This is a genomic window from Streptomyces sp. NPDC041122 (genome assembly GCF_055592445.1).
Genome location: NZ_JBVIYQ010000005.1, coordinates 374,988 through 389,548, shown reverse-complemented (window position 1 = coordinate 389,548; position 14,561 = coordinate 374,988). Strand labels below are relative to the sequence as shown.

Below are 14,561 nucleotides of genomic sequence, written 5' to 3'. Positions count from 1 at the left end.
CCTGGATCTCCTTGTACGAGGGGGTCGTCCGGCCGCGGCACACGGGCCACGGCACACTCTCGGGGTCAGAACCGGCCGCCCCCGCCCCGGCGCCCCCGCGTGCCGCCCCCGCCGAAACTCCCGGGACCACCGCCGCCGAACCCGCCGCCGAATCCGCCCCCTCCAGGACCGCTGCCCCGGCGCCCGCCCCCGCCCAAGAGCTCGCCCAGGATGATGCCGCCGAGCACCGCGCCGCCCGTCCCGCCGCCGCGCCCGCCCCCGCCGCCGAGCCCTCCGTACGGGTTGCCGAACCCCCGTACGTCGCGCTCGGCGAGCTGCTGCGCCTGCCGGGCCAGGGCGTCCGCCCGCCGCGCCTCGGCGAGCGCGGCGGCGGGATCGCCCTCCTGCGCCGCCTCCGCCCGCGCCAGATGCCGCCCGGCCTCGGCCAGCCGGGTCCGTGCCTCGCTGCCGACGGCCCCGCGGTGCGTGGTGACGAAGTCCGTCGCCGCCGAAACGGCGCTGCGCGCGGTGAGCAGCGCGGGGGAGAGCAGGGAACGCGAGCGGCGGTCGCCGGCCTCGCGCTCGCGGGCGCCCGCGAGGGCCTGGTCGAGCGCGGCGTCGGCCTCCTCGACCCGGCGCAGCGCGTCGATGGGGTCGTACGGGCCCGCGGCGACCTGGCCCCGCACCGTGGCGACCACCGACTCCGCGCGGGCGACCCGGCCGCGCAGATCGGCCGTGGAGACACCCGCCGCGGTGCCTTCGAGGAGGCCGCGCGCGTCGGCGAGGTCAGCCTCGGAGCCGGTGAGCGCGCCCGGCAGCTTCGCGGCGGCCTCGGCGAGCTCGCCGGCCAGCCGGTCGACGGCGTCCACGAAGGTGCCGGCCTGGTCCACGGCGCCCTCGGCGGCCCGCAGATGAACGGCGGCCCTGCCGTTGTCGCCCGCGTCGGCGCTCTGGCGGGCCTGGGCCAGGTGGGTGGCGGTGAAGACCAGCCGGTCCTTGGCCTGCTCGACGTGGCCGAGCACGGGGGCGTACGCGGTGGGCGCGTACGCCCGACGCATCCCGGCGAGGGTCTCCTCGGCCCCCTCCGTACGCCCCGCGACCCGCTGATACGCCGTCTCCACGTGGTCGAGGGCCTGCGGCGCGTTCTTCTCCAGGGCGCGCAGCCGGTCGAAGCCCGCCGTCTCCGCGTCCAGCCTGCGGCCCGCCTCCGTGCAGCGCGCGACGATCTCGTCCAGCATGCGCCGCCGGGTCGGACCGTCCTCGGGGAACGCGTCGTCCAGCTCCTGGCGCAGCCGGAACGCCGCCGTCAGCTCCCCCTGCGCGTACGCGAGCGCCGCCCCGAACGGCCGGACCGCCTCCTCCCCGAACTGCGCGGTGGCGAAGCCGAGCTCCTCGGTGCTGGTGCGGACGGCGTCGTCGGTCTCCACCAGGAGCCGCCGGGCCCGCTCGTCGAGCTCGGGGAGCGGCGTGGGCTTCCGCCCGGCCCCCTGTCCCCGGCCGCCGCCCGGCGTCGTACGGGTGGTGGCGCGCTTCCTGCGCCGCTTGTACGCGACCGTCGCGGCGACCCCGGCCGCGCACGCCGCCGCCACGGGCAGCACCAGGTCCCCGGTGACGGACTCGTCCGCGCCACGGCCGGGGTCGGCCGGGCCGGGGGTGACCGAAGGGGTGGGCACGGGCCGTCCGGCGAGCACGGCGCGGTAGCCGTCCGCCGCGCCGACGGCCGCTCCCGCCCAGTCGTTGTGGCGCAGGGCGGGCCGGATGGCCGTCGTGGCCACGGACCGCAGCTGGGCGTCGGTCAGCCGCGACCCGTCGTCCACGGAGTAGGCGAACTGCCGGTCGTGCGTCGCCACCGCGAGCAGCACGTCGTCGAGCCCGAGTCCGTTGCGCTCGGCGGTTGCGTCCGCCCAGCCCTGCGGGGAGCGCCCGGAGAAGTCCCGCACATAGACGACGAAGAGCTGCACGCCCTGCTCGTCGTAGAGCCGGCCGAGGGCCCCCTTCACCTCGTCCGCGCGGCCCCCGAGCGCCTCCGTCCGGTCGGTGACCTGCCCGCTCCGCGAGAGCGGGACGGGATCGTCGGCGAGCGCGGGGGAGGGACTCAGCAGCACACACCACCCGAGCAGCACGGCCACCCCGGCCGCGGCTGCCCGCGCGGCCAGGTACGAGGGCGGCTTCACATCTCGGAGCGTATGACCGCGTACCGGTCACCGCGACCCGGGCAGACAGCCCGGAGACCGTCCGGCCATCGGCACTCTGAAGTGCGCGCACGCGCCTCACCGCCCCCAGAGCAACACCCCCGGCAGCTCGCCGGTCCGGTCGTTGTCGGCGGGGCGCAGGCCCGACTTCGGCCGGTTCTTCCAGGCCATGGTGACCATGGGGGCCGCGCCCTCGCCGACGGTCACCTTCGCGCCGGCGTAACGGCGGCCGGGCGCCGTCCTCGCGCGCAGCCGGGCCGCCGTCGCCCCGGCCGTCCTCCGCGAGGCGGTGCGGGCGCAGAGGGTCTCCGTGGACGATCGGCCGTCCTTCGCCAGCCGCCCGCCGATCGCGAAGAGCACGACGTCCGCGTCCTCGCGCTTGGCGTAGTACGTCGCCTCGTAGACGTCCCCCAGACAGTCGGCCACCGCCGCGTACGCCACGTCGGCGCGCAGGGACTCCGCGGGTGCGTCGAGGCCGAGCGCGAGGTCCGAGCGCCGGGCCGCGCGTGCCGAGCCGGAGACCTCGAACGTGCCGTCATCGGCGCCCTTCTCGTACCGCGTGCCGTGGCCGGTGCGGGTGGCCCGGTACCCCTGCTTCCGCATCGCCCGCCCGACCGCCTCCGTGTCGAAGTCACCGGTGAGCAGCGAGGTGTTGCCGACCGTGACGGAGGTCCGCACGTCCTTCACGCCGAACCCCCAGTCGGCGCGGACGCTCCCGCCCGTGTAGTCGTGCTGGGCGGCCTCCAGGATGCCGAAGCCGTTCAGGCCGCCGTAGAGCGCGGGGTCCTTCGCGACGAGGCGGCGGGCCGTGCGCACGTCCCGGTAGGTGACCGCCTGGTCGGCCGCCGCGGCCGGCACCGCGTCGAGGGCGCGCTCAAGTCCCGTACCGCTCCCGGCGTCACCGTCACCGCCGGGCAGGGAGCAGCCGGCCGCTCCCGCGCTCAGGGCGCCCGCGAGCAGCAGCGCCGGAAGGGGCCGGAAACGGTGGGGCATGCGCATGCGCGGCAGTGTGGCAGGGGTGGCGGCGGTACGTAAGGGTCTGGAGGCTCCCGTTCGGGTCGGACCGGGCTCGCGACCCTGCCCGACCCGAACGAAAGGCCGTGGGGCGTCAGTTCGGGAACTACGCCACCTCCGGGTGGTCGGTGTACGCCCGGTGCACCGAGCCCCGCAACGTCAGGTTCCGCTCCCGACCGGCATCAGATGCGTGCCCTCCGGCTCCGGGTTGTACTCCAGCGTGCCGTCCAGATCGACCCCGGCCCGCACCCGGCCCCCTGACGCCCGGCCGCCGAGCCCGCCCCGCCCCGCTACTCCGTCCGTCGCCGGATCTTGTTCCCCAGCCACACCAGCGGATCGTACTTGCGGTCGACCGCCCGCTCCTTCAGGGGGATCAGCGCGTTGTCCGTGATCTTGATGCCCTCGGGGCACACCTCCGTACAGCACTTGGTGATGTTGCAGTAGCCGAGCCCGTGCTCGTCCTGTGCGGTCCGCTTGCGGTCGAGGCCGGACTCGGCCGCCGCGTCCAGCGGGTGCATGTCCAGCTCGGCGACCCGCATGAGGAAGCGCGGACCGGCGAACGCGGTCTTGTTCTCCTCGTGGTCGCGCACCACATGGCAGGTGTCCTGGCACAGGAAGCACTCGATGCACTTGCGGAACTCCTGCGGGCGGTCCACGTCCTCCTGCCGCATCCGGTACTCGCCGGGACCGAGATCGGCGGGCGGCACGAATGCCGGGACCTCGCGCGCCTTCGTGTAGTTGAAGCCGACGTCCGTCACCAGGTCCCGCACCACGGGGAAGGCGCGCAGCGGCGTCACCGTGATGACCTCGTCGGGGTCGAAGACCGACATCCGCGTCATGCACAGCAGCCGCGGCCTGCCGTTGACCTCCGCCGAGCACGAACCGCACTTGCCCGCCTTGCAGTTCCAGCGCACGGCGAGATCGGGTGCCTGGGTGGCCTGGAGGCGGTGGATGATGTCGAGCACCACCTCGCCCTCGTTGACCTCGACCTTGAAGTCCTCCAGGCCGCCGCCCCCGAGGTCCCCGCGCCAGACCTTGAATTGCGCGTCGTACGAACTCACTCGTACAGCTCCTCTTCAGCCAGGTACTTGACCAGCTCTTCCTTCTCGAAGAGGGCGAGCAGGTCCGGGCGGATGGGCTCGGTCTCCACGCGGTCCAGGTCGATCTGACCGCGCACGGCACCGGTGGCCGCGAGACCGCCGGTCGGGTCGGCGAGCCGGCAGAGCAGATTGGCGCGGCGCCACTCGCGGTTCATCGCCGGGTGGTCCTCACGGGTGTGGCCGCCGCGGCTCTCCGTGCGCTCCAGGGCGGCCCGCGCGATGCACTCGCTGACCAGGAGCATGTTGCGCAGGTCCAGGGCGAGGTGCCAGCCCGGGTTGAACTGGCGGTGGCCCTCGACGCCGGCCCGCCGCGCGCGCACCCGCAGTTCGGCGAGCTTCTCCAGGGCCTGCGCCATCTCCGCCTCGCGGCGGATGATGCCGACCAGGTCGTTCATGGTCTGCTGCAGTTCCTGGTGGAGGGTGTACGGGTTCTCCGGCGTCGTCCCGTCCTCGGGGCCCTCAGCGCTGAACGGCCGCAGCGCCTCGGCCGCCGCCGCGTCGACCTGTTCCTCGTCCACCGGGGGCCGGGCGGCGAGGCCCGCCGCGTACCGGGCCGCGTGCAGACCCGCGCGCCGCCCGAAGACCAGCAGGTCCGAGAGGGAGTTGCCGCCGAGACGGTTGGAGCCGTGCATGCCGCCCGCGACCTCGCCCGCGGCGTAGAGGCCGGCCACCCGGCGCGCCGCGGCGGTGTCGGAGTCGACCGCGATGCCGCCCATCACGTAGTGACAGGTCGGCCCGACCTCCATCGCCTCGGCCGTGATGTCGACGTCCGCAAGCTCCTTGAACTGGTGGTACATGGACGGCAGCCGGCGCTTGATGACCTCGGCGGGCATCCGGGTCGACACATCCAGGAACACCCCGCCGTGCGGCGAGCCGCGGCCCGCCTTCACCTCGGCGTTGATGGCGCGGGCCACCTCGTCACGGGGCAGCAGCTCGGGGGGACGGCGGTTGTGGTCCGGGTCGTCGTACCAGCGGTCGCCCTCCTCCTCCGACTGGGCGTACTTCTCCTTGAAGACGTCGGGCACGTAGTCGAACATGAACCGCTTGCCCTCGGAGTTCCTGAGCACCCCGCCGTCGCCGCGCACCGACTCGGTGACGAGGATGCCCTTGACCGACGGCGGCCAGACCATGCCCGTCGGGTGGAACTGCACGAACTCCATGTTCAGGAGCGGGGCCCCGGCGAGCAGCGCGAGCGCGTGCCCGTCGCCGGTGTACTCCCACGAGTTGGACGTCACCTTGAAGGACTTGCCGATGCCGCCGGTCGCCAGGACCACGGCGGGCGCCTCCAGGACGAAGAAGCGGCCCGACTCCCGGTCGTAGCAGAACGTCCCGCAGACCCGGCCGCCCTCGCCGAGTCCGCCCTCCTCGTCCTTCAGGACCCGGCCGCCCTCGCCGAGTCCGCCCTCCTCGTCCTTCAGGACCCGGGTGACCGTGCACTCCTGGAAGACCTTGAGGCGGGCCTCGTAGTCCCCGAACTCCCGGTAGTCCTCCTGTTGGAGGGAGACGATCTTCTGCTGGAGGGTGCGGATCAGTTCGAGGCCGGTGCGGTCGCCGACGTGCGCGAGGCGCGGATACTCGTGCCCGCCGAAGTTGCGCTGCGAGATCCGCCCGTCCGCGGTGCGGTCGAACAGCGCGCCCCAGGTCTCCAACTCCCAGACCCGGTCCGGTGCTTCGCGCGCGTGCAGCTCCGCCATGCGCCACTGGTTGAGGAACTTGCCGCCGCGCAGGGTGTCGCGGAAGTGGACCTGCCAGTTGTCGCCGGAGTTCACATTGCCCATGGAGGCGGCGATGCCGCCCTCGGCCATCACCGTGTGCGCCTTGCCGAACAGCGACTTGCAGATCACGGCGGTACGGGCGCCCTGTTCGCGTGCCTCGATCGCGGCCCGCAGGCCCGCGCCGCCGGCTCCCACCACGACGACATCCCACTTCTGCCGCTCCACTTGAGACATCAGAAGGCCCCGTCCACTAGAAGAAGCGCGGATCGTCGAAGGCGCCGCTCGCGACCAGGTAGACGTAGAGGTCGGCGAGCGCCACGCTCGCCAACGACGTCCAGGCCAGCAGCATGTGATGGTTGGTCAGCTTTCCGGTCCACCGCCACATGCGGTACCGCACCGGGTGCTTGGAGAAGTGCTTGAGCTTGCCGCCCATGACGTGCCGGCAGGAGTGGCAGGAGAGGGTGTAGATCCAGATCAGCACGACGTTCACGAGCAGGACGAGCGTGCCGAGCCCCATGTGGCCCCACTCGTAGTGCTCGTCGCGGAAGCCGAGGACGGCGTCGTACGTGAGGATGCCCGCCACCGGCACGGCGAAGTAGAAGAAGTACCGGTGGATGTTCTGCAGGATCAGCGGGAAACGGGTCTCGCCCGTGTACTTCTTGTGCGGCTCGGCGACCGCGCACGCGGGCGGTGACGCCCAGAAACCGCGGTAGTAGGCCTTGCGGTAGTAGTAGCAGGTGAGCCGGAAGCCGAGCGGGAAGACGAGGATGAGCACCGAGGGGGACAGGCCCCACCAGCTGCCGAAGATCTCCCAGTTGGGGCCCGAACGCATCGGCTCGCAGTTCTCGGCCACGCACGGCGAGTAGAACGGCGAGACGTAGGGCGCCGCGTAGTAGTCGGCGTTCGCGAACGCCCGCCAGGTCGAGTAGACGACGAAGGCGAGCAGTCCCGCGGCGGTCGCCGCCGGGGCGAGCCACCAGCGGTCGGTCCGCAGATGGGCAGCCGAGATGGCGGCGCGCGTGCCGTCGCGCACGCCGCCGCCGGGGGCCGTTCCGCTTTTCGGTTGGGGTTCCGTGCCGGTGGCCAACGAGGCTCCACTCCTTCGTCCTCGGATCAATGGAGAGGCTCTGCGAGTGCGAGTGCGAGTGCGAGTGCGAGTGCGAGTGCGGATGCGTGCGGCGCGCGGGGGCGCGGCCCCCGGGGAGGGCCGGCCGCGCGGTCAGGGTGCGTGGCGGTCGCAGCCGCCGAGGCCCTCGTCGTCGAGGTCTCCGGCGTTCGCCCACAACGCGCTGTCGTACGGCGTGTCGGGGATGGTCACGAAGTCGCGCGCGTGCGGTTCGGTGCGGGGGGCGGGGGACGGGGCCGCGGCGCGCAGCAGCGCCACGCTCTCGCGCAGGCGGTCGGTGTCGGTACGCACCCGGCGCACGTCGACGCCCGCGAGCCGGTCGTCGGCCTGCTGTTCCAGCCTGCCGACCGTGCGGACCAAGTCGTCCACGCATTGTTGGACAGCCGTCAATTCATCGTGCAGAGCCATTACTTGCCCTCACTTCGGGTGTGCGGTGGCAACGCTCATGCGCCTGCGAGTGTCGCGCGTCACATCCCGGCTTGTGAAGGGATCTGCATCGATTGCCGGATCAGGGGCGGTGAATGCGCCGGATCGCGCGCCGATCACGCCGAACCTCGACCGGCCGTGATTGTTCGGTGACCGGGCGGGGCGGGCGGTGCGCTCCCGCGGGACGCGCGGCCGCACCCCGATCCCGCGCCCCATTGGGCCGCACGGGTGGCATATCGGGGCCGCCGCGCCGTGTCGCCCCCGCGGGGCGGGTCCCGTCCCCTTCAGTGGGGCGATAGATGTGATCAGCTCCATATACCGCCAAACGTGATCAAACCCGGCCCGGTCCTGGTAGCGGGCGGCCGGGCGAGCCCCGGACCCCGGAGGTACCAGTCATGTCCCACGACCGCGCCAGAGCCAGATCTGTCGTGTTCCTCGCGACGGGGGTGCTGGCTCTGCCCGCCCTCGCCGGATGCAGCTCGAACGACGAGGCGGGACGGCCGACCGCGGGCCAGGACGTCGCTCCCGCCGCCCGGGACCTGGTCGCCGACGGCGGGACCATGAACTGGGCGGTCGACGCGCTGCCCGAGACGTTCAACTCCTTCCAGTCCGACGCCGACGAGGCCACCGCACGGGTGGCGGGCGCCGTCCTGCCGTCCCTGTTCCGCCTCGACGCGCAGGGCAGGTCGCAGCGCAACGCCGACTTCCTGGAGTCGGCGAAGGTCGTCGAGCGCGAGCCCCAGCAGGTCGTCCTGTACAAGCTCAACCAGCAGGCGGTCTGGAGCGACGGCCGGGAGATCGGCGCCGACGACTTCGCCGCGCAGTGGCGGGCCCTGTCCGGCAAGGACACCGCGTACTGGACGGCGCGCAACGCCGGCTACGACCGCATCCAGAAGATCGAGCGCGGCGCGAACAACCTGGAGGTGCGGGTCACCTTCGCCAAGCCGTACGCGGACTGGCGCTCGCTCTTCTCGCCGCTGTACCCCAAGCAGGTCATGGGCGCCCCCGACTCCTTCAACGACGGCGCGCGCCGCAAGCTGAAGGTGACGGCGGGACCCTTCGGCCTCGCGGACGTCGACCACAAGGCCGGCGCCGTGACGCTGGAGCGCAACCCGCGCTGGTGGGGCCGCCCGGCCAAGCTCGACAAGCTGGTGCTGCGCGAGGTGAAGCGTTCCCAGCGCGCCGAGGCGCTGGCCAAGGGCCGGGTCGACCTCGCCGCGATCGACGCGGCGGAGGCCGGGCGGATCGGCCTGGCCGCACGCGACAAGGGCGCGCAGGGCCCGCTCGCCCACGGCCCGGCCGCCGAACTGACCGCCGCCAAGGCGCTCCGCTCCTGGGCCGTCGCGCACGGCTCCGACGAGGAGGCGGCCGACGCCGAGACCGCGGTCCGCGCCAAGACCCAGAAGGCCGTCAAGAAGTACGAGACCGAGCAGACGGGCCTGCGCGGCTACGTGGTCCGCAAGTCCCTGGAGCCCGCCTACACCCAGCTCGCCCTCAACGGCGCCGAGGGCCCCCTCGCGGACGACCGGGTGCGCCGCGCGGTGGCCCGCGCCCTGAACCGCGAGGAACTGGCCAAGACCGTCCTCAAGCCCCTCGGCCTGCCCGCCGCGCCGGTCGGCAGCCACCTCGCCCTGGCCGGCCAGGAGGCGTACGCGGACAACAGCGGGGCCCTCGGCGAGCAGGACACCGCCGAGGCGCGGGCGCTGCTCGCGGACGCGGGCTGGACGCCGGGCGCCCTGCGCAAGGGCAAGAAGGACAAGGACGCCAAGACGGCGGGCGGCGAGTCGGACCGGGAGAAGGGCGCCGACAAGGACTCGGCGAAGGAGTCCGACTCCGACGACGGCACGTACATCGTCGGCGAGGACGACGGCAAGCCCGCCGACACCGGCACCTCGGTGCTCGCCCCGGCGCCCGCTGCCGCCTACCAGCGGGCCGCCCTGAACCGGCAGGCCGACGCCCTCGGTCCGTCCCGCGAGACGGACAAGGAGAAGAAGCACACGAAGCACTCCAAGGCGGAGGGCAAGGCCAGGAGCAAGGCCGGGAGCAAGGCCAAGAGCAAGGCCGAGAGCAAGTCCACGTCGACGTCGAAGGACCAGGCCAAGGGCGGGGCCCCCGGCGCGTACGCCCCCAAGGGGACCGCCGCACCCGCCGCGGCCGCCGGGCCGATGGCCAAGGACGGCAAGCCGCTCACCCTCCGTTTCGTCCTGCCGTCCGGTGACGGCTCGGAGCCGCTGCGCGCGGTGGCCGACCGGATCTCGCGGATGCTGGACAAGATCGGCGTGCACACCGAGACGTCCAAGGTCGCCGACGACAGCTACTTCAAGGACCACATCGCGTCCGGCCAGTACGACCTGGCCCTCTACTCCTGGCCCGCCTCGGCCTACCCGGCCACCGACGCCCGCCCGATCTTCGCCAAGCCGGTGCCGGCCGCCGACGGCTCCCTCAACGTCGAGCAGAACTACACCCGCGTCGGCACCGACCACATCGACCAGCTCTTCGAGCAGGCGCTCGGCGAGCTCGATGAAGAAACGTCACGCTCCCTGGTGCGCAAGGCCGACGCGCGCATCTGGGCCGAGGCGGGGTCCATCCCCCTCTACCAGCGCCCCCAGCTGGTGGCGGCCCGCCCGAACCTGGCGAACGCGGGGGCCTTCGGCTTCCAGGCCCCGAACTTCGAGGACATCGGGTTCCTGAAGCCGGGCGCCAAGCCGTCGGTCAAGCCGTCCGCCGAGTAGCCCCGGCTCAGATTCCGCTCAACTCTCTTGCCCGTCGGCCACCCCGGCGGGCAAGCTCGTATCCACCCATTGACCTGCTGTTTCCATAAACTTCCCCAGGCTTTCCCGGCCCCTGCGCAGCCCCCGCGGAGGCTGCCTCCGTGCGAGACACGTAGACTGGGGTGAGGCCGTGGCGTGTCCAGCCCGGCAGGGTTCGCGTACTTCAGAGGTGCGTGTGACCATCCACTCACTCCAGGAGTACGCCGCACTATGGCCACGCGCCACGACATCCGCAACGTCGCCATCGTCGCTCACGTCGACCATGGCAAGACGACCATCGTCGACGCCATGCTCAAGCAGGCCGGTTCCTTCGCCGCGCACGCCGCCGAGTCCCTCGACGACCGCATGATGGACTCGAACGACCTGGAACGTGAGAAGGGCATCACGATCCTCGCCAAGAACACGGCGGTGAAGTACCACCCCAAGGACGGTGGGGACCCGATCACGATCAACATCATCGACACCCCCGGCCACGCCGACTTCGGTGGTGAGGTCGAGCGCGGCCTGTCGATGGTGGACGCGGTCGTCCTCCTCGTGGACGCCTCCGAGGGTCCGCTCCCGCAGACCCGCTTCGTGCTGCGCAAGGCGCTCCAGCAGCGCCTCCCCGTCATCCTGTGCATCAACAAGACGGACCGCCCCGACTCGCGGATCGACGAGGTCGTCAACGAGACGTACGACCTGTTCCTCGACCTGGACGCGGACGAGGACCAGATCGAGTTCCCGATCGTCTACGCCTGTGGCCGTGACGGCATCGCCTCGCTGACCAAGCCCGACGACGGCACGGTCCCGGCGGACTCCACCAACCTGGAGCCGTTCTTCTCCACGATCCTGGAGCACGTCCCGGCCCCGACGTACGACGAGTCGGCGCCCCTCCAGGCCCACGTCACCAACCTCGACGCGGACAACTTCCTCGGCCGCATCGCGCTGCTCCGCGTCGAGCAGGGCGAGCTGCGCAAGGGCCAGACCGTCGCGTGGATCAAGCGGGACGGCACCATCGCCAACGTCCGCATCACCGAGCTGATGATGACCGAGGCGCTCACCCGCAAGCCCGCCGAGATGGCGGGCCCCGGTGACATCTGCGCCGTGGCCGGTATCCCCGACATCATGATCGGCGAGACGCTGGCCGACCCGGAGAACCCGATCGCGCTGCCGCTGATCACGGTCGACGAGCCGGCGATCTCGATGACCATCGGCACCAACACCTCGCCGCTGGTCGGCCGCGGCGGCACCGGCAAGGGCGCGGACGCCAAGGCCGCGGTCAAGGACCGCAAGGTCACCGCCCGCCAGGTGAAGGACCGCCTGGAGCGCGAGCTGATCGGCAACGTCTCGCTGCGCGTCCTGGACACCGAGCGCCCCGACGCCTGGGAGGTGCAGGGCCGCGGTGAGCTGGCGCTGGCCATCCTGGTCGAGCAGATGCGCCGCGAGGGCTTCGAGATGACCATCGGCAAGCCGCAGGTGGTCACCCGCCAGATCGACGGCAAGACCCACGAGCCGGTCGAGCGCATGACGATCGACGTGCCCGAGGAGCACATGGGCGCCGTCACGCAGCTCATGGGCGTCCGCAAGGGCCGCATGGACAACATGTCGAACCACGGCTCCGGCTGGGTCCGTCTGGAGTTCGTCGTGCCCTCCCGCGGCCTCATCGGCTTCCGTACGGAGTTCCTGACGCAGACCCGCGGCACGGGCATCGCGCACTCCATCCACGAGGGCCACGAGCCGTGGTTCGGCGAGCTGAAGACCCGTAACAACGGCTCCCTGGTCGCCGACCGCTCCGGTGCCGTCACCGCCTTCGCGATGACGAACCTGCAGGAGCGCGGCGTGCTGTTCACCGAGCCCGGCACCGAGGTGTACGAGGGCATGATCGTCGGCGAGAACAGCCGCGCCGACGACATGGACGTGAACATCACCAAGGAGAAGAAGCTCACCAACATGCGCTCCGCCTCCGCCGACTCCTTCGAGGCGATCGTCCCGCCGCGCAAGCTGTCGCTCGAGCAGTCCCTGGAGTTCTGCCGCGACGACGAGTGCGTCGAGGTGACCCCGGAGGCCGTGCGCATCCGCAAGGTCGTCCTGGACCAGAAGGAGCGCGGCCGCTCCGCGTCGCGCGCCAAGCACAACTGATCCACTGACGTAAGGCAGTTGCGGCACACAGCCGCCTACGAGGCCGATTTCCGCCGCCCCGCGAGGGGTTCCCGCGGAAGTCGGCCTCCGGCGTTTTCGCTGGCAGGTACGGTGTGCCACCGCCGGTCGAGGCTCTCCCGGCAACCGGTTTTTGTCCGCCAAGTGTCCGGTATGCGGACGTCACTGACCGTTAGATGTGTAACACGTCCGTTTCGCAACCATCTATCTAGGATCGGTTTGTCCGGATTTTGGAAGTTGTACGGGGCAGGTGTGATTGAACCGAGACCAAAAGGGTGTGGTCGACCGGTACCGCATGGCTAATAGTTGACCGCGTATAGCTCGGGTCAATGGGTCACGCGCTGTGGGGAGCGCCGACTCACGAGCACACTGGGGTACTCGATCTTCGCCGTCAGGGGTGTCGGCGCGGTTGCACGTACCCCCTCTTGTAGTGAACAAGTGGACTCATGAGGAGGAACCCCATGCGTGGTGCCAAGAGCGCCAAGTGGGTCGCGATAGCCGGTGTTGTGGCGCTGACGGCCACCGCCTGTGGCGGCGGCGACAGTGACAGCGGCGACGACAACCGGGCCGTCGACAAGAACGGCATCTTCGTGTACTCGGGCGGTGAGCCGCAGAACCCGCTGCAGCCCGCCAACACGAAGGAGGCGTACGGCAGCGACGTCATTCGCTCCCTCTTCTCGCAGCTGGTCGGCTACAAGAACGACACGGGCGAACTGACCTATGTGAACGCCGAGTCGGTCACCCCCGACAAGGCCAACAAGGTCTGGACCGTGAAGCTCAAGCCGGGCTGGAAGTTCCACAACGGCGAGACGGTCACCGCGAAGTCGTACGTCGACGCCTGGAACTGGGCCGCCGATGTCAAGAACAACCAGGTCAACAGCTCCTGGTTCGCCGACATCGCGGGCTACGACGACGTCCACCCCGCGAAGGGGAAGCCCAAGGGCTCCAAGATGTCCGGCCTGAAGGTCGTGGACGACAACACCTTCAAGATCACGCTGAACACGGGCATCCCGTACTACGCGTTCAAGCTCGGCTACGACGTGTTCTCCCCGCTGCCCTCGGGCTTCTTCAAGGACCCGAAGGGCTACGGCGAGAAGCCGGTCGGCAACGGCGCCTACAAGTTCGCCTCGTGGGACCACAAGAAGACCATCAAGGTCACGCGCTACGACGGCTACAAGGGCCCGGACAAGGCGAAGAACGGCGGTGTGACGTTCAAGAACTACGCGTCGCCCGACGGTGCCTACAAGGACCTGGTGTCCAACAACGTCGACTCGATGCCGCAGATTCCGGACGGCGAGCTCGCGAACTACCAGAGCGACCTGGGTGATCGTGCGATCAACCAGGACTACGCGATGATCCAGACGATCAACCCCGCCTTCTACTCGAAGCAGTGGAAGAACATCGACAACAAGGTCATCCAGGGCCTGTCGATGGCGATCGACCGCGACACGATCATCAAGACCGTCCTCAGCAACACCCGTGAGCCCGCCACCGGCTGGGTCGCCAAGAACGTCGAGGGCTACAAGGCCGGCGCCTGCGGTGAGTACTGCAAGTTCGACGCCAAGAAGGCCAAGGCCCTCATCAAGGAGGGTGGCGGCGTCCCGGGCGGCAAGATCTCCATCCAGTACAACGCCGACCAGCCGCACAAGGGCTGGGTGACCGCCGTCTGCAACAGCATCACGCAGTCGACCGGCGTGAAGTGCGTCGGCGACCCGAAGACCGACTTCCAGGCGGACACGCAGACGCGTGACGCCAAGAAGGTCAAGTCGTTCTACCGCTCCGGCTGGGTGCTCGACTACCCGTTCAACGGCAACTTCCTGCGCGACCTCTACGGCACCGGCGTCGCCGGTAACCAGGGCGGCTACTCGAACAAGAAGTTCGACGAGCTGACGAAGAAGGCGGACGCGGCTCCCACCACGGCGGAGTCCGCGAAGCTGTACCAGCAGGCCGAGGAGTCCCTCCAGGACAACATGCCCGGCATCCCGCTGTGGTACGGCAAGCTCCAGGCCGGTCGTTCGGAGAACGTGAAGAACGTTCACTTCGACCAGCAGGGCAGCCCGATCTTCACCGACGTCGAGGTGTTCAAGAAGTAGTCGCGCGGC

10 protein-coding genes are annotated in these 14,561 nt (G+C 70.9%); 3 read left to right on the top strand and 7 right to left on the bottom strand.

Translation table 11 applies throughout. The features are described from left to right. Positions 1–65: 65 nt before the first annotated feature. The 7 genes from ACZ6B8_RS20605 to ACZ6B8_RS20575 form a co-directional block, all read right to left on the bottom strand. Positions 66–2,108: a TPM domain-containing protein gene (locus tag ACZ6B8_RS20605; protein WP_471608187.1), complete on the bottom strand. Its 2,043-nt coding sequence runs from the start codon at positions 2,106–2,108 to the stop codon at positions 66–68. A 141-nt stretch (positions 2,109–2,249) separates the two neighbouring features. Then, a complete protein-coding gene (locus ACZ6B8_RS20600; protein ID WP_471608095.1) occupies positions 2,250–3,170 on the bottom strand; it encodes a hypothetical protein in 921 nt (306 codons plus the stop codon). Between the two features lie 174 nt (positions 3,171–3,344). Next, positions 3,345–3,512 carry a hypothetical protein gene (locus ACZ6B8_RS20595; RefSeq protein WP_471608094.1) on the bottom strand — a complete coding sequence of 56 codons (168 nt, stop codon included), beginning with the start codon at positions 3,510–3,512 and terminating at the stop codon, positions 3,345–3,347. Next, complete coding sequence (locus ACZ6B8_RS20590; protein ID WP_471608093.1) at positions 3,476–4,246, bottom strand: succinate dehydrogenase/fumarate reductase iron-sulfur subunit; 771 nt, start codon at positions 4,244–4,246, stop codon at positions 3,476–3,478. Before ACZ6B8_RS20590 ends, ACZ6B8_RS20595 begins: the two co-directional genes overlap by 37 nt. Continuing rightward, complete coding sequence (locus ACZ6B8_RS20585) at positions 4,243–6,234, bottom strand: fumarate reductase/succinate dehydrogenase flavoprotein subunit (protein WP_471608092.1); 1,992 nt, start codon at positions 6,232–6,234, stop codon at positions 4,243–4,245. Before ACZ6B8_RS20585 ends, ACZ6B8_RS20590 begins: the two co-directional genes overlap by 4 nt. Before the next feature lie 16 nt (positions 6,235–6,250). Continuing rightward, positions 6,251–7,087, bottom strand: a complete 837-nt coding sequence (locus ACZ6B8_RS20580; protein WP_355803234.1) for a hypothetical protein — start codon at positions 7,085–7,087, stop codon at positions 6,251–6,253. A gap of 132 nt (positions 7,088–7,219) precedes the next feature. Then, on the bottom strand, positions 7,220–7,534 hold the full coding sequence (locus ACZ6B8_RS20575) for a hypothetical protein (RefSeq protein ID WP_471608091.1): 315 nt from the start codon (positions 7,532–7,534) through the stop codon (positions 7,220–7,222). 413 nt (positions 7,535–7,947) lie between these two features. Here ACZ6B8_RS20575 and ACZ6B8_RS20570 point away from each other — a divergent pair, with 413 nt between their 5' ends. The 3 genes from ACZ6B8_RS20570 to ACZ6B8_RS20560 all read left to right on the top strand — a co-directional run bounded on the left by ACZ6B8_RS20570 (position 7,948) and on the right by ACZ6B8_RS20560 (position 14,552). Beyond that, positions 7,948–10,284: an ABC transporter family substrate-binding protein gene (locus ACZ6B8_RS20570; RefSeq protein ID WP_471078947.1), complete on the top strand. Its 2,337-nt coding sequence runs from the start codon at positions 7,948–7,950 to the stop codon at positions 10,282–10,284. A gap of 249 nt (positions 10,285–10,533) precedes the next feature. Further along, positions 10,534–12,441, top strand: coding sequence for a translational GTPase TypA (gene typA, locus ACZ6B8_RS20565; protein WP_471078950.1), 1,908 nt, complete (start codon positions 10,534–10,536; stop codon positions 12,439–12,441). Positions 12,442–12,920: 479 nt separating this feature from the next. Then, entirely contained in the window at positions 12,921–14,552 is a 1,632-nt protein-coding gene (locus ACZ6B8_RS20560; protein WP_471608090.1) for a peptide ABC transporter substrate-binding protein, read from the top strand. Positions 14,553–14,561 lie beyond the last annotated feature (9 nt).